Raw genomic sequence first — 20,149 nt, 5'->3', positions numbered from 1 at the left:
ATATTGAGATTTATATACTGGAGCCAAACATAGTAGGATTTTTTAAGAGAGTACGGTTGTTTTATAAGGAGAGAGAAGTAGTGCAATAGGCAATGTTAGCGAAATGTTTACCTGGTAAACATTTCGCTAACATTGTCTTTATTTTTCGATTCTATCAATGTACTCTTCGATTTCATGCATGATATCATGAAACATAAGTAATTCGGATTCTTGTAATGAATTGAACTTCTTAATAATGCCCTGATCTAGTTTTTTGTGAAATTCAATATGGCTTTGAAAAGACGCATGGCCTTTTGGGGTGAGTGTAAAGAGAACCATTTTTTTATTGTCCTTTGCTTGATAGCGATAGATCAGTTCTTTTTGTAAGAGTTTGCAAATAATCTTAGGAACGGCCCCCTTCGTAATACCTAGCTTATTGGCGATTTCTGTAACATGGATCCCCGGATTTCGACCAATAATGTCAATCATGTGGATTTCAGATGCATACAAAACTTCGGTCCCAAAAACTCGTGGTTCTGTAATTAATTCGGAGGACTTATGGATTATTCGCAACATTGTTTCCAGTACATACTGACTTTGGTTAGGCATTTACTTACTTCCTTTGCTAGTATAGAATACAGTTTTTTATTTACATAGCAATAGTATACCAAGTAAACAATAGGTGTCAAGTATTAACTTTATTGCACAGTAAGTATGATAGGATGATAAGCAAAAAGTTCATTCTATATTCTGCAAAAAGCGTAGCAATGGCTACCGAACTGTTAGATTGATTATAGTATAATTGGCCTAATCAGAGTACATGATAATCAAAATCAGTAAGGGGTGATATAATGTATCGTTTAGGCATAGATATAGGTTATTCTACATTCAAATATATTATCTTAGATGACAATGAGCGAGAAATAGGCAGTGAATATTTGTTTCATCGCGGCAATATCGATGTGGTATTTAGGAATATGCTGCAGAAAATAGAAAAGGAATATAAAGTCGAAGAATTTTATTTTGGTATCACCGGCGAACAGGCAGAAGGAATGCCTGCTTTGAAGAACTATTATCTTAATGAAGTCACGGCTTTAATTGAAGGAGCTTTTGCCAGCAATGACTCTTTGCAGAGCATCATTGAGCTGGGAGCCCAAAAAGCGAAGTGTATTACAAATCTGTCGGCACAAGACCGAACACATATCAAATTTTCCATGAATTCAAGCTGTTCTGCCGGAACGGGATCTTTCTTGGAAGAACAAGTTTCTCGGCTGGGAATTAGCTTGTATGAGTATTCCGATTACACGGAAAAGGCGACAACCATACCCCGGATTGCCGGACGATGCAGCGTGTTTTCTAAAACCGATATGATCCACCATCAACAGGAAGGTGTGAAAACGGAAGATATATTATTAGGATTGGCATATGCTCTAGTGCGAAATTTTAAAGCCAATGTGGTACAAAAGGCGATTCTTGCAAAACCGGTTATGCTCACTGGTGGTGTAGTATATAACAAAGGTGTTATAAAGGCATTAAAAGAAGTATTTGCGTTAGAAGATGAAGATATCTTGATACCAGAACATTTTGATAAGATGAGTGCTTGGGGTGCGGCTTGTCTTGCAAATGAGAAAAAGCAGGTAGTAACTTTAGAAGAGCTTAAAAATGCCGCTGGCTTTTCATATAAAAAGGATGTGCGAAATGATGGTTATCCCGCCTTATATCCCTTTGGTCAAAATGAAAGCATTCATAAGCATGACTGCCAACGCGCTGCAAACCTTTATGAGGGATATTTGGGAATTGACATTGGCTCTACCAGTACTAACCTGGTATTAATCGATGATGAGAAAAATGTTATAGCATACCGCTATTTGCGTACAAAAGGGAATCCTAGACAGGCTGTTCGCGAAGGAATGGCTTCTTTGCAGGAACAGTTTGAGCATCGCCTTACGATAAAAGGTACGGGTACTACGGGATCAGGGCGCTATCTCATTGGGAATGAATTAGAAGCAGCAGTTATTGTAGATGAGATTACTGCGCAAGCCAAAGGTGCCGTAGAGGCTGATCCTGAGGTCGATACTGTTTTTGAAATCGGCGGACAGGATTCTAAATATATCAGCATACAAAACGGTATGGTTGTGGATTTTGAGATGAACAAAATATGTGCAGCAGGAACAGGATCGTTTATTGAAGAACAGGCAAAGAAATTAGATATTCCTATTGAAGATTTCTCCCAGCTGGCGCTGCAAAGCGAAAACCCCTTGAATTTGGGAGATCGATGCACGGTGTTTATTGAAGGAAATATTGCGAAAGCCTTGGCTAGTAATGAAAGTAAGGAAGATATTGCCGCAGGACTGGCTTACTCCATTGTAAGCAACTATCTAAACCGTGTGGTGGGAAATAGAGCCATTGGTAATAAAGTGTTCTTACAGGGAGGGATTGCTCATAACCAGGCGGTTGTCAATGCATTTCGTGCGGTACTAAAACGTAATATCATCCTGCCGAGATTCTTCAGTGTGACAGGTGCATTAGGTACTGCACTTTTGGTTAAGGAGAAGTTGGCGCAAAGTGCCAACATTGTCAGCAAAGAGGTCGGTCGTTCCATCCCACGAAACGTGGATCAGGAGATGGAAGGCCTATTTCTAAAAGGTTATACCGGAGCCATTGATGATGCGAAGCTTACGATTGGTATTCCCAGAGTCTTATTCTTGCACAAATTGTTTCCCATGTTTCATGAAATCTTCAAAACACTGGGCTTTAATGTAATTCTGTCAAAAGCAACCGATGAGGAAATTGTAGCCCTTAGTCAGGAGTATTCTCTAGAGGAAACCTGCTATCCGATTAAGCTGATTAATGGTCATGTAGCTTCTTTACTAAACCGAGGCGTTGATTATATTTTTCTGCCAAGTCTGTACACTATGAAACATGATGCATCAAAATCCCGGGAAGATTATGCCTGCGTATACATGCAGACCGCCTCGCAGATTGTTTCTCATGTGATGGACTTAGAGAAAAAAGGTGTAAAATTATTAGCGCCAGCCCTTTCCTTCAAGTTCGGCAAAGTGTATATGATAAAGACTTTATTGCGTATGGGAAAGGAGTTGGGCAAAAATAAAGGACAGATGGTATTTGCCATTATGAAAGGCATGGCTAGGATGCAGGAATATAGCCGGGATGTGGAGGTCTTGAGCCAGGAATTGGTTAAGAGTCTTCAAGATAAGGAAAAGGCCTTTGTGATTATGACCAGAACCTATAATATAGCGGATCCTGTACTAAATATGAAGATTCCCCAAAAGTTAAGGGAGATGGGCTATAAGGTACTAAACCTCGCTAACATTCCGGCTTTTGACTATGATGTTTCAGAGGATCATCCCAATATGTATTGGCCCTTTGGACAACATATTGTAGCCGGAGCAAAAATTGTACGGGATATGCCAAATCTGTATCCTATCTATATTACCAATCATGGATGCGGTCCAGATACGGTGCTGAGTCATTATTTCAATGCCGAAATGCAGGGGAAACCATATTTGCATATTGAGGTTGACGAACACTCATCAAGTGTCGGGGTCATTACCCGATTAGAAGCTTTTATCAATAGTTTGGATAACTATGATGCCAAAAAAGCAACGGCACAACAACCAGTACCCCATACCACTCAGAGTAACGGAGAAATCCTTCAAGGAAAGCTGTTATTGCCGAATCTTTATCCCTATAGCCAAGTTCTATGTGAATGGTTTACATCCAAGGGGATTGCAGCAGAAGTTTTACCTCCAACCAACCAAAGGTCGCTGGAAGTAGGAAAAGGATTTACCAAGTCCAAAGAGTATGTATCTATGTTTTCTTTGCTGGGGGATATCTTCTATTATTTGGAGAAGTCCGGGGTGAAGAGGGCTAAGCTGTGGCTGCCCCAAAGTGAAGGCAGTGAGGTGTATGGTCAGTACGGAAGATTGGTAGAAGAAAAATTAAAAGGCGCAGGCTATCAGGGGGAAGTGATTTCTCCATTTATTGAAGATTTATTGGAAAGCAAAGAGTATGGGTATGACTTTGCATTAGGGGTTATGGCGGTTGATTTGGTTGCAGCTTCTGACCCAGTAGACCGGGAAATGGTTTTGCTGAAAGTGCTGGATTTAATCAGGCACGGGGGACTGAATGAACAAAACCTGATTCAGCTCTCCCAAGATGTGTATCGCCAATTGCAGAAAAAGACATATGATAAAAAAATCCTTGTACTGGGAGAGTGGAGTGTTATATTCAATGAGTATCTGACTAATTCCCAATTAAAGGGTTTAGAAAAGAAGCATAAAATGATGTATCAGCCTTTATCTGAGGTTCTACTGTTTACAGGGTATGAGAGCCTCAAGAAGACCTCTAAGAATCGGAAACGATTCAAAGAAAAACTGGAGAAAGTGAAGAGTGCAATGAGAAATATTTCGGATATTTTGTTAGAGTACAGTCCTTTTGATAGGGATATTGATGAGCTGTTAAGAGAGGCTGATCGGAGGCTGACCCTATATGCCGGAGGGGCGGGACGCTATCGACTTGCCAAGATCTTTCGCTGCCCAGAACATGTGGATGGAATTTTGACAGTGAGTTCCATGTATGAAAATACAGCTACCATACAGAAACTCTTAAGAGACAGAGATAAAGACGAGATCAAACATCCTGTACTTGACCTGGCCTTTGATGGATCGAGTCATAGTAATAATAAAGAGTTACTTGATACTTTTATGCACTATATATAAAAATGGTTTTTAAATAAAAGAAGATAAATGCTTGAAGTCGTGATAGAATTGTCATAATGTCGGATTCATTATGAACAAGAAGGTAGGAAATAATAGGATGCAATTTGCGATAGCAGAGAAATTTCACGAGAAGTATCTAGAAGATGTAGCGATGGAAATTAGCCAAGACAGTCTATGGAGAAAGAGGCTTTTTGAGGGGCAATACCATGAGCAGTTCTTGGCAACATATAAGGAATTAGAAGAACTTCCTTGCCAGCTATGGACTATCTTCTCCCAATATGGCTTAGAATTTTTAGTTTCAAAAGTTCAATCCTGTCCTGAAACATTTGATGAAGACTTAATCATCTTCAAATTTCAAGCAAAGGGATTTTCACATCTAGTGCGTTATTCAGGTAATGGTCGAAATGATTTTGAATCAATTTAGTTTAGTGAAATAAGATGTAATCCATAAATGGTTCAATGGTTTTTCATTGATCCAAAGGAATGGGATATTCTTATATTGTAAAGCCGCTAATCATCTACCTTTTAAGGAAGAATTAGCGGCTTTTACGATGTAGTTACATCTTGTTTGTTATATTACAATCTTGTTTCATTTTATTTGCAAGTAGGTGAATTCCCATTTTTCATTCATACCAATTTTTAGTAATCACCGAGGTCAAGATAATGATCTAGGATGGCTAAACTTTGGAGGGTGCTTGGCTTTGGATATTTGTGAGTGAGTTTGTAACAAATGATATCTGGTGGAGGATCAGATAAGTGATAATAGGAAAATCTCCCCTCTTTTAAAGCTGATTTTGCGATCCACATTGGTACGATTGCCCATTGGAGAGGATGCTGCAAAAGTGTAAATAATAGTTGAGCGCTTTCTAATTTAATTCTTGAAAGGCAAAGGGGATTCCACCAGCGATCATGCCAAATCTGAAAAAGTGGTCCCCAAGGAACATATAGTTCATAGTTTGGATCTAGCTCATTGGGATTGATTAACTTTGCGTTACCATTAGATGGTTCTCCCATACGTAGAACTACCATTGGTGCGGTTAGGAAGCGCTCAACTTTTACTCCGGGAAGGGTCTGTTCTCTAAGCGCAAATCCGACATGTATTTGTCCCTTTTCGACTTCTTCATAAAGGGGGATAGAATGTAGTGTATGAATTTCTAAGATCACTGGTGGTTGATGTTGGGTCATTGCGCTGAATACTGGCGGAAAAACAAAAGTATTGAGACTATTTACGGTACCGAAGGATAAGGAAAGTTTCGGACCTTGTGATTTTAAAATTTGAGTTTCCAGCCAGAGGGAATTCCATCTTTCAGCCAACTGTAAGAATTCTGCACCCATAGGTGTTAAGCTAATTTCTTTGATTCCTTTGCCGCGCTCAATTAATGTTGCCCCCATCATTTCTTCTAGTGTTTTAAGTCTGTGACTAACGCTAGATTGTGCAAGATGTAGTTTCTCGGCTGCCCGACTCAAACTTTGGGTACGTACGATGGCTAAGAAGGCTTCAATTCCAAGTGTATACACGGCTGCACCTCTTAAATATAGAATATATAGATATTTAATAGAAAATCAATTCATTTTACTATGATTCATCTATATATTAAAATTATAATAGTTAAAAGATTTTGTCAATAGATATACTATTCGATTTAGTCGTCTGTCAAGAAAAGATCGCTTCAAAATATTAGAGAGGGAGGAATAGACATGAAAAATGTGGGATTTCGAATTTATAGCAACATAATGAGACCCCCAAAGGAACTAGTAGAAGGATTTACCGGAATTCCAGTGGCAAACATTGCAGATAATATGAACCGGATGTCCTGTATCGATTCTAGAATTCGGAATATGAATGAAGCTCCACTGCTAGGGACTGCTTTCACGGTAAAATCCAGACCGGGAGATAATCTAATGCTAAATAAAGCAATTGATATGGCTGCGCCTGGCGATGTAATTATCGTAGATGCTGCGGGTGAAACGAGCAATTCAGTTACCGGTGAGATGATGATTACTTGGGCACAACAAAGGGGAATTGCTGGTTTCATTATTGACGGCGCCGTCCGCGATGCAGCAATCATAAGAAAAATGAACTTTCCTGTTTATGCAGCAGGCGTGACGCCGAAAGGACCATATAAAGATGGACCTGGTGAAATTAACGTTTCCATTTCATGCGGTGGCGTTGTGATAAATCCAGGAGACATTATAGTAGGTGATGGTGATGGGGTAGTTGTAATTGATCCTAAAGATGCTTCAGAACTTTTGGAAAAGGCCAAAGCAACGGTAGTGAAAGAAATGGATATGATGAAAGCCATTAAAAACAAGACATGGGATAGAAGATGGGTTGACAAAGTGCTTCATGATAAAGAATGTGACTATATGGATTCAGACGAAATGTAAATCCATATAATTACATAAACATGGAAATAGTGGTAAATTAATATATTTCTATAACAAGGAGGAAAAAATGTCTCAAAACGTAGCAAATGTCATAACAGAAAAACCAACTAAGTTTCGATGGGTTGTTGCAGGACTTATTTTTTTAGTATATACAGTGGCGGCTGCTGATCGTGCAAACATCGGAATTGCCCTGCCATTTATCCGCAAAGAGTTTCATATGAGCAATACAGAAGCGGGAGGCCTTGTTAGTCTCTTTTTGCTGGCATACGCGATTGCGCAGATGCCTTCTGGTTTTGCATATAGTAAATTTGGAGTACGGAGAATATTTTCTTTTGCAATGATTGTCACATCTATTTTCACCGGATTAATAGGAAGTTCAAGTTCACCTTTGATGATGAAAATATATCGCTTTGGTCTTGGATTAGCAGAAGGACCGCTGCCTATTGGGATTACGTCCACTATTAATAATTGGTTTCCACCCCGGGAAAAAGGATTTGCGACCGGCATATTCCTTTCCGCTGCTAAGTTTGGACCGGTATTGGTTCCGCCCTTATGCGCTCTAATTATTCAGCAATCCAGTTGGCATTATATTTTTTATTGGTTTGCTTTGCCAGGCATATTCCTTTCCATCATTTGGTATGTTTTAGTAAAGAATCATCCGTCGGAAAGTCCTCATTGCTCTTTGACCGAAGTGAAGTATATTGAATCTGAGCAGTTGAGTCAAAAAGCAATGGTACAAAAAAGGCCATACTCTCTTAAATGGCTGGATCAATTAATTCGAGCACGGAAAGCCGACCCTTTAGATACAAATGCTAGAGTATTCCGTTCTTGGGATATATGGGGAAGTACCCTTGCATACTTTTTTGTTCTCGGTATTGTCAATGTACTATTGGCCTGGATTCCTACCTATTTAATTAATGTTAAACATTTTACCATCATGAAAATGGGTTTTGTCGCTTCAGCACCTTGGGTGGGAGCAGTAATCGGTAATTTGGTAGGGGGATGGTTTTCTGATAAGGTGTTAAATAAACGGCGCAAGCCGCTCATGATGATGACTTCATTATCTACCACCTTTATGATGTATGCATTAACAAATGCACCTAATGATCCTATTTTCCTCGGTTCACTTTTGTTTTTAACGGGTATTTTGCTCAATGTTGGCTTCTCAGCCTATATGGTATATCCTATGGGGCTGACAACTAAAAAAACATTTCCGATTGCTTCCTCTATCATTAATACTGGAGGACAGCTTGGCGGCGCTTGTGCCCCACTGATTACGGGTATGATTCTTGACGCGTATAGCTGGGATGCAGTATTCATGTTTTTAGCTGCTAGTTCCTTTATTAGCCTATTAGTTGTTTTAACCATAACCGAGCCTGTCGAGAATCCTTTGAATATATAAACTGAAATAGGAGCAAAGGCAGACGACCGTATATTAAAAATGTGATAAATCGTTATGGCAGCAAAAGAATCTGGAGCAAAAGTAATAGCATCTACGCCTAACATAATAAGAAACATTAAGTTAGAAACCTAAAGAAGTTAAGAATTGATGGCTTCTTTAGGTTTTTTTATTGTATTAAAGTTAGGAATGTGTTAGTTTGCTGTTATTGTTTTTGGTATTTTACAATATTATAATTAGGGACAATAGTAGAAAATCAAGAGGTGGTAATAATGAAAAAACAAAGTATCGTGATGTTAATAATGCTCTTTTTTATGGTCGGTTCGGTTGCAGCTTCTTGTGCCAGTAAAATACAACCAGCTGAGGCGTTAGATGTTGCTGCTATCAGCGTAGATGAATTTTTCCCAAAGAGTGAAGGAACATTCGTCCTCAAAGATTTAGAATCAGGAAAAATATTTAGTTATAACAACGAGAGAGCCAAAGAGCAAAGGACCCCAAACTCCACATTTAAGATTATGAATTCATTAATTGGTTTGCAGGTAAAAGCCGTTAAAGATGAATATGAGATTAAATATTGGGATGGCACTAAACGGACATTAGATAACTGGAATCAAGATCATACTCTTGGTTCTAGCATGAGAAATTCTGTTGTTTGGTATTATCAAGAGATGGCTCGGGATATCGGTGAAGGGCGTATGCAGGAATGGCTGGACCGGTGTTCCTACGGTAATCGTGACATTAGCGGGGGCATTGATCGGTTCTGGCTCAGTAGCTCATTGAAGATTTCTCCATTTGAGCAGATTGATTTTCTTGAAGGGTTATATCGGGAAACTCTTCCCTTTGATAAAGGCGTAATGAAAACCGTTAAACGGATCATGATTCAACAGGAAGGCGATGAGTACATACTATATGGAAAGACAGGAAGCTCAGGACTTAAAGATGGCTTATCAACAGGTTGGTTCGTAGGTTTTGTTGTTATAAAGGGACACCCTTATGTATTTGCCACTAATCTTGACAGCCAGGAAGAATTTGCAGGTCCAGCCGCTAAAAAGGTGACGATAGGGATTCTCCGGAAATATAATTTGGTTACACGATAGCAATCGGTAGTTGCCAGACCCGGTAAGATGCAATCGTAGTCAGTTATAGCAAGAAGAGTCATTTTTAGTATTGAAAGAGCAGGACTAAAAGAGTATAGTAAAATAAATGACTGTGACTATGGAGGGTTGGTTTTGCAATCACGTGCTTGTCTTATAGTGGAAAGAGGAGAACCTTACGAAGCCGGCACTCGCATCGAACTTCTTAACGGCGAAGTGTACCTTGGTCGCTCCAGTCTTGATCAGCAGGTAGATGTGAGCTTTTCCAATCAGCTGATATCTCGTAAGCATTGCTATATTGTACATAATGAAGATGATGTAATACTGTGCGATTTAGGGAGTAAACATGGCACAATGATAAATGGAAAAGCAATCACTCCTTATGAAAAGTATATTCTTCATACAGGAGATACAATCAGCTTGTCTATGGGTATCGCAGCAATCCGAATTGTCAGCGCTTCCAAGAATGAAGAAACAATGGATTTAAGTCAAACCCAATCCATGTCTTTAAGAAAGAATACTTCAATTGCTGTGGAGTGTGCTAAGTGGGAATGCCATATTGACGGGCAGCTGGTTAGCTTGACGGAAAAAGAATGGCGCTTCTTTAAGCTGCTATATGATCATGCCAATACAGTAGTGACATATGATGAAATTAGGGCGGCAGTATGGCCGGAAAGAATTCTTGGCAAAAGTGCACTTCCTGATGCAGGAATTGATGAAATCAACGTGTTGATTTATCGTGTGCGCAAAAAACTGGGAAAACGGGCGGAAATGTTAAAAGCAATGCGAGCTCGCGGATATGTGCTGAAATTATAAGATTATATTAGAGAAAGAATTTGTAACAATTAAGAACCCGCTAATATTGCGGGTTCTTTTGTACGTAGAGAAGGTATAATTTTCTGGAGGGATGAAGCAGCAGTTTGCCATTGCGAGCATAGCGAAGCAATCTCCTGCTTGTTAAAGAACGTACATCATTTTCTTATAGTAGAGAGAATATAAGTTTTACTGATAAAATTAATAAAATGTTAACTTGAAAGTAATAGTTAACGTTATTTTTTGTGTTATCTTTTAATTACCGATACAAAAATTGTTTTAGTTCGAGAGTTGCTTAAGTGAATCCTGTCAGTCATAAGTAAGACGATTGTGTTAGGAGGAGAATTCTTTTGAGTTATTTATATCTTTCAGAAATCAAGCTTGGAATGACTCTTAATCAAGTATTGGTAAGTCCAAATGGCAATATGGTTCTTGGTCAGGGGACAGTGATGAATGAGTATTTACTATCGTGCTTAAAAGATTGGAACGTGAAAGGCGTCGATGTGATCGAAGAAGCTGCTGCTGAATTTAATCTTGCTGAGATTGAAAGAATGATTTCTGATATCTTGATAGCCTTAGCTGATAACGCACCAATCGAAACCCATTTGCAAAGCGCTGCCCAGGTACATTCTGAAATAGAAATAGAATTAAAAGGCTTGCTTAATCGAGTATGTTGGGAAGATTGATGGGGGAAATGTACTGTTGATTTTCCATGACCTAGCATGTAGAAACCCTGTAGTGTAGAAGCACAAAAACCTTCGCGTCTTCGCGGTTCAAAAGGTTTTATTTTTTTAGTACGTCAGAGTTTTTCTTATAAGGAGAGGATTTTTTTGCAGAAGCCATTAAAGATTCTAATTAGTGATGATTCCTTATTATTACGAAAAAAACTAAGAGAAGAGTTAGAAAAACTAGGCTGTCAAGTATATGAAGCTAAAGATGGACAAGAAGTGGTAGAAGCATACTGCCAATTTTGTCCTGATGGAGTATTTATGGATATTGTGATGCCAAAAGTCAGCGGAATTGATGCTTTGAAAAAGATTAAAGAAATACATCATGAGGCAAGGATCATTATGCTTTCCTCAACAGGTACTGCTGCTAATTTATTAGAGGCTCTTAAATTAGGTGCAATTGATTTTATTCAGAAACCGTACAACAGTAGTCAAATCGTGAAAGCGGTAAATGACATCATTCGAAAGGAGAGCTAAATGTTTAGTCAATTTTTTGCTCAATATATATTAAATCAAGGATTGTTAACACCAAGTCAGGTGCAGGAAGCTCTTGAAAATAGACGTGCAGTACAAGTGAAATTAGGCATATTGGCCATTAACCAAGGCTTTCTAACTGCTGAGCAAGTAGAAGAAATTCACGGGCTGCAACAGCGGATTGATAAACGATTTGGTGAGATAGCCTTAGATGAAGGCTATTTGTCAGAAGAGCAATTGATCACTTTGCTAGATACTCAAGAAAATGATCATCTCAACTTTGGCCAGACATTGGTCGATAAAGGCTACATGACGTTAGCGCAGCTGGAGAATGTCTTAGAAGAGTACAAAGCAGAAGGCAGCTTAGATCAACAGTCCGATATATCCTATCTTAAAGAACAGATTCGGACTCAATTAAAAATCCCTCAAGATGATGAGAATGTAGAATTGTATTATGATTACATATCACTTTTTCTTCGAGCTATGGTTCGCTTTTTAGATACCAGTCCTTTGCTGGCCGCAATTACTTATGAACATGATTCGAATCAATGGTTTGTTTCACAAAGCATGACGGGAGACATCACTTTGCATAGCAGTTTTACTGCCGAAGAGAGCGTATTATTGGAAATAGCATGCCGATATAGTGGAGAAAAAATTTGTGAAATGGATGAGCTGGCTATTGATAGTGCAGGAGAATTTCTGAATGTTACCAATGGTCTTTTTTGCATTAATCTTTCCAACAGGGGACTCGATCTTGATTTACATCCTCAACGAGTTACGAGAGGTGCTGCTTTAAGGGGGAAATCGAATTATGCAGTGGCGATTGATACCGACTTTGGCAGGATCAATCTAGTGATGGCCGGAGCGTAATCGTTTTTCTTATAGAGGAAAATATATGATCAGTGCGAATACTTTCTTATAGCAGAGAGGAGTGACAAGATGGAGAAAAATAGTGAAGTTTTAAATCATAAGGTGAAAGCGGTTATTTTTGATTTAGATGGAACGTTAGTGGACAGTGAACCTAATTACTCCAAAGCAGATGATGTGTTATTGGGGGAATATGGGATACAAGCATTGAGTGAGGAAATGAAGAAGAAATATGTTGGCATTGGAACACGAGAAATGATGGAAGATCTCAAAGAGATATATGGGCTCAATGAGTCGATCGATATTTTAGTAGCCAAAAAGAATAAATATTATCTTGAGATTGCCAAAGAAAATACGATTGTTTTTCCTGAGATGTATCGGTTTTTACAATTTCTAAAAGAAAATAACTATCCTTTAGCTATTGCTTCCGGTTCATCTCCAGAAATCATTGACATGATATTAGCCATTACGAATTTGGCAGCGTACTTTGATGTAATCCTATCGGCAGAAGAGGTGGCGAAAGGAAAACCTGCGCCAGATGTATTTTGGGAAGCCGCCAAACGGCTGGGCGTACCCTTTGAAAATTGTTTGGTAATGGAGGATTCATTGCATGGAGTGGAGGCGGCGAAAAGTGCTTCTATGTATTGCATGGCATTACCTTACATGATGGAGGAGCCTTTTGATGACAGCTTTCTCATGGCAGATGTGTTGTTTAAACAGGGAATTATTGGATTCCGGGCAGAAGAAGCAATTGATTGGCTGCGAAAAAACAGCTAGAAATCGAGTGTTCCTGTCTTGTAATATATATTTCATATAGATAGGCGGATAAAAATGCTACATTTTTATCCGCCTATTTTTTTAAGCATAGAAAAGTCCTTTAAGGAGGACGTTAACACGTTCAAAAGCTTTTAATTTTGTATAAATTCTTTTTATCGTGGCAATAATAGGCTCATTACGTTTGTACCTAATGAGGTAAAGATGGCTTATGTAATTGGTTGTCTCATGGCGGCACTGAGCTTTTTATTAAATAAGATATTATTAAAATATGTGGGAATGAAAGCGGTTATTAGCTATAGTCCAGTAGTCGAAGAAGTAACGAAGAGCCTTTGTTCTTATTATCTAGCTGCAGATATTTTAGTGACTCACGTGGTATTTGGAATATTAGAAGCAGGTTATGACTGGTATAATACCGCCGATGGAAAACGAGGTAAATGGGCCGCATTAGTCAGTATTATCGGCCATAGTCTATTTGGATGTTTGACTCTTTTGGGACTATACATAAGCAGCAGCATTTGGATTGCCATACTCGTGGCAAGTTGTGTACATGTAATGTGGAATGTTACCTTAATCCGTTTGTCGTCTTAAAGATGAAATACCACCTCTTCTCAATACAGGACTCATTATCGAAAAGGAGGAAGCCCTTTTATGAAAATATTTTATAATTGTGCCCATTGTGGGGCTGGGATTGATGTAATTGAAGTAGATCAAGTTGATGAAGTTAAGTTTGGTTTTGATTGCTTGACGGCTGAAGAGCGTCAAGATATAATAAAAGTTGATGTGAAAGAAAATACCATGCATGTTCATTCCTTGTGCGATAAGTGTATAGAGACCTTAGGACTTGATGAAAAAAAAGCGGTTCAACAGCAAATCAATTTTCTACATTAAAAAAATGGATTAAATCAATAAGGTTCGAAGTATAATGAAGTAATGATGCAGGGCTTTAGCAACAGCTAAAGCCCCTTTTTACCTTTTCACTTTAAGACTCCGAACGGTTTTTTCTATGCACGTAATTGTACAGTATGAAATGCTTTCTTATAATAGGAAGAGGTGCTATGAACAAATTATTTGAAATTATGAAACAAGATCCTGGAATGAAGCGGGTTATTGCCGTTTCGCAATTGACTGTGAGTCAAAGTCAAATCTATGGCGTAACAGGTGTGCAAAAAAGTGCATTATTAGCAGCCGCGTATCAGTCTGCTCCTAAGCCTACTGTGATTGTTACTGGTAATCATGAGTCGGTAGAACAGCTGCGCGCAGATTTTGCCACGTTGCTTCCCAATACCCTTGTTCTCGAACTGCCGGCTTTAGATATTATTACATTTACAGCGGTTGCAAAAGGTGTTGAGTTAGCAGCTCGGCGCATGGATATCTTGGGGCGTCTGATCCGAGGGGAAAATATAATCGTTTTAGCCACGCCTGAGGCAGCAATGCAAAGAGTACTGCCCCGAGAACACTTTGAAAATAATCGCATTACAATTAGTAACGGATCAGAAATGATACGTGAAGACTTGCTGGAGTCGCTGGTACGTTTTGGTTACGAACGGGTGGATCAAGTAGAGGGGCTCGGTCAGTTTAGTGCCAGAGGCGGTATTGTTGATATTTTCCCCATCAGCAGTAAAGTCCCGATTCGTTTAGAGTTATTTGGTGATGAGGTGGATTCCCTGCGGGAGTTTGATCTTGCCTCACAGCGATCTATGCACGCGGTAGAGCAAGTGGATATTCTTCCTTTATCTGAGATTGAAAAAAGTGGAACTCCAACGGTGTTTTTATCTTATTTACCAGCGATTTCAACCATTGTGTTTGACGAGACTGCTCGCATCCGCGAACAGATGGGCAAACTAGTGAAGGAAAATCCAGAGATTAAGAAAAGCACCTTTACGTGGTCAGATATAGTAACGGTGGCAGTGCATTACAATGTGTTATATATTTCCTTGATGCTGCAAAAGATTCCTTATACCCAGCCTAATGAAATTATTAGTATTACAGCCAAAGGCATTGTTCCTTTTCATCGTCAAATGGATATGCTGATTGCTGAATTAAAAAATTGCCAGGAGCATAAGTCTTATCCTATCATTTTTATGTCCAATCAAGAGAAGGCCGTATCGCTGCAACATACCTTGACGGAGGAAGGTATTCCTGCCGTTTTTTCTGATGTCATCCATACTCTGACCGAAGGTACTGTATTAATAACAGTCGGACTACTCTCAGCAGGCTTTGAACTGCCTCAAGCCCATCTGTTAGTAATTGCAGAAAAGGATATTATGGGCCGCCAGAAGAAAAAACCTCGCCCCAGAGTAGGGAAAGGTCAACAAATCGCTTATTTTCGTGATATCAAGATTGGCGATTATGTAGTACATATCAATCATGGGATTGGCAAATATGTAGGTGTAGAAACTCTGATTGTAGGAAAGGTACATAAGGATTATCTGCATATTCGTTATGCGGGGGAAGACAAACTCTATGTCCCTACGGATCAGGTACATTTATTGCAAAAGTATATTGGTTCTGAAGGTGATGCACCTCGTTTAAATAAAATGGGTGGCAGTGATTGGCTAAAGGCAAAGGGCAAGGCAGAAAAAGCAGTAGCAGATATGGCGAAAGAATTACTGGAGATCTATGCACAAAGAAAAGTTGCATCCGGTTTTGCCTTTGATCCGGATACGCCTTGGCAAAAAGAGTTTGAGGATGCTTTTCCTTATGAGGAAACACCCGACCAGCTCAGTGCCATTATCGAAATTAAGGGCGATATGGAAAAAAGCCAGCCTATGGATCGTTTATTATGCGGTGATGTGGGATTTGGCAAAACAGAGGTGGCTATTCGCGCTGCTTATAAAGCTGTCATGGGCGGTAAACAAGTTGCGATACTTGTACCGACAACTGTGTTAGCTCAGCAGCATTATCAGACGATTAGTGCTCGCTTTTCTGGCTTTGGTCCAGTAGTAGATGTAATTAGCCGCTTTAGGAATGCAAGAGAGCAGCGAGCTACTGTTGAGGCACTAGCCAGTGGACAGGTAGATGTACTAATTGGTACCCATCGTATTTTACAATCAGATGTTATATTTAAAAATATTGGACTGCTGATTGTCGATGAAGAACAGCGCTTTGGTGTAAAGCAGAAAGAAAAATTAAAAAAATGGAGTGCGGGGATTGATGTATTGACATTAAGTGCGACTCCCATTCCTCGTACCTTGCATATGTCATTAGTCGGTGCAAGAGATATGAGTATTATTGAGACTCCGCCAGAAGAACGATTCCCCGTCCAAAGCTATGTAGTAGAATACAATGAAGAAGTGATGCGTGATGCAATTAAGCGGGAATTAAAGCGAGGCGGTCAGGTATACTTTGTCTATAATCGAGTACAGACTATTGATAAAATGTACCGCCGCTTAGCAGAGATGCTGCCCGATGCTAAAATTCGTGTGGCTCATGGACAAATGCCGGAGGAAATGTTAGAACAAGCTATGCTTGATTTCTATGAAGGCACTGATGATGTATTATTATGTACAAGTATCATTGAAAATGGTCTTGATGTGCCAAATGCGAATACGATTATTGTATATGATGCTGATCATTTTGGTTTGTCTCAGTTATATCAAATGCGAGGGCGGGTAGGACGATCCCATCGTATGGCTTTTGCGTATTTTACCTACCGCCAGGATAAAGTACTGACAGAGGTTGCAGAAAAGCGGCTGCAGGCAATAAAAGAATTTGCAGAATTAGGAGCCGGTTTTAAAATTGCTATGCGTGATTTAGAAATCAGGGGAGCTGGTAATTTATTAGGGTCCCAGCAGCATGGACATATTGTAAGCGTAGGTTTTGAAATGTACTGTCGTTTACTGGATGAAGCCGTACAGCAGTTAAAGACAGGGCAGACGTTAGAAACGCCTGTTGAACCTGTGCTGGAATTTAATGTGGATGCCTATATAAGTGGCGACTATATTAGTGATGCCATGCATAAAATTGAAATATACCAGCGGATTGCTGCCTGCAGAAATGAAAAACATATTTCCGATCTTGTGGATGAATTAATTGATCGTTTTGGGGAACCGCCTAGTTGTGTATTAAATTTGCTCGAAGTGGTGAAAATTAAAAATTTCTCCAGGGCCATTGGTATTCGTTCTGTGATTCAACAGCCCAATTATATAGAAGTAGCATTTATTGATAAACCAAATGTTAAACCTGAGCAGATCATGGCATTGAAAGAAGCATTTCCTGCTCGTGTTATGATTTATCCTGAAGGTATTCGACTCAAGACCGTACAAATTAGCAATGATAAATTACTGAATTGGCTAGTCAAAGTATTTACAACTTTGGTTTCCTAAGACGAAAAAGAGACGGTAATCCTAAGATCCCTGTATGCAAATGATATTTTTGTATTATATACCTGTTTTTAGAAAATTTTAGGCATCATGTGTGTGAATAAAAAAGTCTCGTAAGATATATACTATCACTGAAATCAGATGTCAAAAACTGTAGAAAAGGGGGGATACTGGTGAAAGCCACTGGAATTGTAAGAAGAATTGATGACTTAGGCAGAGTTGTAATACCTAAAGAAATTAGGCGAACACTTAGGATTCGCGAAGGTGATCCATTGGAGATATATGTTGATCGAGAAGGGGAAGTGATCTTAAAGAAATATTCTCCAGTAAGCGAACTAGGTGATTTTGCAAAGGAATATGCCGATTCGTTATATGAAGCAGTCGGCCATATCATCTTAATAGCGGACAGAGATACGATAGTTGCTGTCGCTGGTTCTTCAAAGAAGGAGTTTATGAATAAACCGTTAGGATCAGCTCTGGAAAAAGTTATGGAAGATCGTAAAGCGGTTTTATTGAATAATCTTGCAGAAGCCAAAGGCTCTAAGGGCTCGATTATTGACTCTGGTGAAGAAGAAGAGGTATCAAAATTTACTGCTGAAGTCATTGCACCGATTATTGTAGAAGGGACTTCCATTGGTGCAGTGGTTATTTGCACGAAGCAGCAAGGAGTGCAAATGAGTGAAATGGAAGTAAAATTAGCAGAAACTGCTGCAGGATTCTTAGCAAAACAAATGGCCACATAATAATGAAAGTTGTAAAAAGTAGCGGACACAGATTCGCTACTTTTTTGTTCTTTCTTCGCGTCTTTGCGGTTTAAAATATTTTATTTTGACAAAAGAAGTATTAGTAGTAATTGTATTTTGCGATAATATAATGTTCATCTTCTGAATAAGTAGTAATAGGAATGCTTTAGGAGGAAGAAATTACGTGAGTAAAGATACATTTTTAAAAGGGGCATTCATTTTAACCCTTGCTGGCGTTGTGGTAAAAATAATTGGTTCGGTAAATCGCATCCTTCTCTCCCGTTTATTAGGGGGCGAAGGAATTGGATTATACCAGATGGCATATCCAATTTACTTACTAGCCTTGAGTATTTCATCTGCCGGTATTCCGGTGGCTATTTCTATTATTGTTGCTGAGAAAGTGGCCTTATCTGACTTTCGCGGTGCAAATCGGGTATTTCGCATTTCATTAGGCTTATTAACGATAACGGGAATTGTTTTTACATTTCTATTATATTTTGGTGCTGGATGGTTGGTTGAAAATCAATTTGTACGTGATCCTCGTGCGTATTACGCGATTGCTGCTTTGGCTCCAGCTATATTCTTCGTTACGATTTTATCTAGTTATCGTGGTTATTTCCAAGGATTGCAGATGATGACACCTACAGCTGTATCGCAAATTTTTGAACAGCTGATTCGAGTCGTAACCATGGTATTTTTAGCTTTTTACTTATTACCCATTGGTCTTGAATATGCAGCTGCTGGTGCCAGTTTTGGTGCAGGACCTGGTGCCTTAGCCGGCTTAGTGGTATTAATGTATTATTATTGGCGGCATAGTGCCGCATTAAAAGCAAAAATAGCAATGCAGCCGATTATAAAACAAGAAGCAAGCGGGAAAATTATTTCGCGGATTGTAAAATTGGCCCTGCCTGTGTCACTGGCAAATATTATGCTGCCAATCGTGTCCAGTATTGACTTATTAATTGTACCGGCACGGTTAGAAAATGCCGGCTATACGGTAGGTCAGGCAACGGAATTGTTTGGATACCTGACGGGCATGGCAATTGCTCTTATCAATGTACCCACTATTTTGACAGGATCATTGGCATCTAGCTTGGTCCCTGCCATATCGGAAGCCTTTACTCTGAAGGATCACAAGCGAATCTATCAGCGTACAGCTATGGCGATGCGATTTGCCAATTTAATTACCATACCCAGTTTTGTTGGGATGTTTCTGCTGGCTACACCGATATCGCAAATGCTGTATGGTACGCCTAATGCTGGAGTACCAATCGCCATATTATCAGGTGGTGTCATTATGCTGGGGATTCATCAGGTTACGACGGGGGTATTGCAGGGATTAGGGTATACAGCAATTCCTCTTATTAATATGATGATCTCCGCTGCTGTAAAAATTGTTATGAGCTGGACATTAACTGCGATACCTTCTTTTGGCATAAAAGGCGCTGCTTGGGCGACAAATGTTGATTTTGCCTTGGCTGCTCTTTTGAATATGTATTTTGTATATCGCTATGTAGGGTTTAGTATCGATATAAAAAATACGATAAAGACGGTTGCTGCTGCCATTATTATGGGCGCTATGGTTTTGTTAACCTATGATGCGGTGATGTTAAAAACCTTGCATAATACAATGGCAACCTTGGCTTCTGTTTGTATAGGTGGTATAGTATACAGTATTGTTCTTTTATTATTGGGAGGTATAGAGCAGCAGGATATCGAAAAACTACCTAAAATAGGTAGCAAAATAGCTCGTTTATTAGGTAAAATAGGTATATTACGAAAATAATAAATTTTTTACTTAAATTATGAATATGAGGCGATAA

Annotated in this window: 17 protein-coding genes; 15 read left to right on the top strand and 2 right to left on the bottom strand. The window is 39.2% G+C overall.

The window, feature by feature from the left end; genetic code table 11:
• Window positions 1-138: 138 nt before the first annotated feature.
• The gene (locus JBW_RS19800) at window positions 139-588 is read right to left on the bottom strand and encodes a MarR family transcriptional regulator (protein ID WP_007956271.1); all 450 of its coding nucleotides are present in this window, start codon (window positions 586-588) and stop codon (window positions 139-141) included.
• 242 nt (window positions 589-830) lie between these two features.
• On the opposite strand from JBW_RS19800, the gene JBW_RS19795 reads away from it, so the two are divergent.
• Both JBW_RS19795 and JBW_RS19790 read left to right on the top strand, forming a co-directional pair.
• A complete protein-coding gene (locus JBW_RS19795) occupies window positions 831-4,721 on the top strand; it encodes an acyl-CoA dehydratase activase (protein ID WP_007956269.1) in 3,891 nt (1,296 codons plus the stop codon).
• Between the two features lie 97 nt (window positions 4,722-4,818).
• Window positions 4,819-5,145, top strand: a complete 327-nt coding sequence (locus JBW_RS19790; protein ID WP_007956267.1) for a hypothetical protein — start codon at window positions 4,819-4,821, stop codon at window positions 5,143-5,145.
• Window positions 5,146-5,360: 215 nt separating this feature from the next.
• Here the strand turns inward: JBW_RS19790 and JBW_RS19785 are convergent, their stop codons facing one another.
• Window positions 5,361-6,239, bottom strand: coding sequence for a LysR family transcriptional regulator (locus tag JBW_RS19785; protein WP_007956265.1), 879 nt, complete (start codon window positions 6,237-6,239; stop codon window positions 5,361-5,363).
• A gap of 180 nt (window positions 6,240-6,419) precedes the next feature.
• Here JBW_RS19785 and JBW_RS19780 point away from each other — a divergent pair, with 180 nt between their 5' ends.
• The 13 genes from JBW_RS19780 (at window position 6,420) to JBW_RS19720 (ending at window position 20,112) form a co-directional block, all read left to right on the top strand.
• Window positions 6,420-7,109, top strand: coding sequence for an RraA family protein (locus tag JBW_RS19780; protein WP_007956263.1), 690 nt, complete (start codon window positions 6,420-6,422; stop codon window positions 7,107-7,109).
• 67 nt (window positions 7,110-7,176) lie between these two features.
• Window positions 7,177-8,511 (top strand): MFS transporter, encoded by a 1,335-nt coding sequence (locus JBW_RS19775; RefSeq protein WP_007956261.1) that lies wholly within the window; start codon window positions 7,177-7,179, stop codon window positions 8,509-8,511.
• 269 nt (window positions 8,512-8,780) lie between these two features.
• Window positions 8,781-9,605, top strand: coding sequence for a class D beta-lactamase (blaOXA, locus tag JBW_RS19770; RefSeq protein WP_007956260.1), 825 nt, complete (start codon window positions 8,781-8,783; stop codon window positions 9,603-9,605).
• 132 nt (window positions 9,606-9,737) lie between these two features.
• Complete coding sequence (locus JBW_RS19765; protein WP_007956258.1) at window positions 9,738-10,418, top strand: FHA domain-containing protein; 681 nt, start codon at window positions 9,738-9,740, stop codon at window positions 10,416-10,418.
• Between the two features lie 347 nt (window positions 10,419-10,765).
• Complete coding sequence (locus tag JBW_RS19760) at window positions 10,766-11,101, top strand: hypothetical protein (protein ID WP_007956256.1); 336 nt, start codon at window positions 10,766-10,768, stop codon at window positions 11,099-11,101.
• Window positions 11,102-11,245: 144 nt separating this feature from the next.
• Window positions 11,246-11,620, top strand: a complete 375-nt coding sequence (locus tag JBW_RS19755) for a response regulator (RefSeq protein ID WP_007956254.1) — start codon at window positions 11,246-11,248, stop codon at window positions 11,618-11,620.
• Window positions 11,621-12,487: a hypothetical protein gene (locus tag JBW_RS19750; RefSeq protein ID WP_007956252.1), complete on the top strand. Its 867-nt coding sequence runs from the start codon at window positions 11,621-11,623 to the stop codon at window positions 12,485-12,487.
• Between the two features lie 69 nt (window positions 12,488-12,556).
• A complete protein-coding gene (locus JBW_RS19745) occupies window positions 12,557-13,261 on the top strand; it encodes an HAD family hydrolase (RefSeq protein WP_007956244.1) in 705 nt (234 codons plus the stop codon).
• A 201-nt stretch (window positions 13,262-13,462) separates the two neighbouring features.
• Complete coding sequence (locus JBW_RS19740) at window positions 13,463-13,849, top strand: hypothetical protein (RefSeq protein ID WP_007956236.1); 387 nt, start codon at window positions 13,463-13,465, stop codon at window positions 13,847-13,849.
• Between the two features lie 60 nt (window positions 13,850-13,909).
• A complete protein-coding gene (locus JBW_RS19735) occupies window positions 13,910-14,149 on the top strand; it encodes an anti-sigma-F factor Fin (protein ID WP_007956235.1) in 240 nt (79 codons plus the stop codon).
• A 167-nt stretch (window positions 14,150-14,316) separates the two neighbouring features.
• On the top strand, window positions 14,317-17,586 hold the full coding sequence (gene mfd / locus JBW_RS19730; RefSeq protein WP_007956234.1) for a transcription-repair coupling factor: 3,270 nt from the start codon (window positions 14,317-14,319) through the stop codon (window positions 17,584-17,586).
• A 170-nt stretch (window positions 17,587-17,756) separates the two neighbouring features.
• Window positions 17,757-18,326, top strand: a complete 570-nt coding sequence (gene spoVT, locus JBW_RS19725; RefSeq protein WP_007932376.1) for a stage V sporulation protein T — start codon at window positions 17,757-17,759, stop codon at window positions 18,324-18,326.
• Between the two features lie 184 nt (window positions 18,327-18,510).
• Window positions 18,511-20,112, top strand: a complete 1,602-nt coding sequence (locus JBW_RS19720; protein ID WP_007956233.1) for a putative polysaccharide biosynthesis protein — start codon at window positions 18,511-18,513, stop codon at window positions 20,110-20,112.
• Window positions 20,113-20,149 lie beyond the last annotated feature (37 nt).

It is taken from the genome of Pelosinus fermentans JBW45, assembly GCF_000271665.2.
GTDB classification, from domain to species: Bacteria; Bacillota; Negativicutes; order DSM-13327; family DSM-13327; genus Pelosinus; species Pelosinus baikalensis.
Note: the sequence above shows the minus strand (reverse complement) of the source record. Positions and strands in the feature narration are given on the sequence as shown.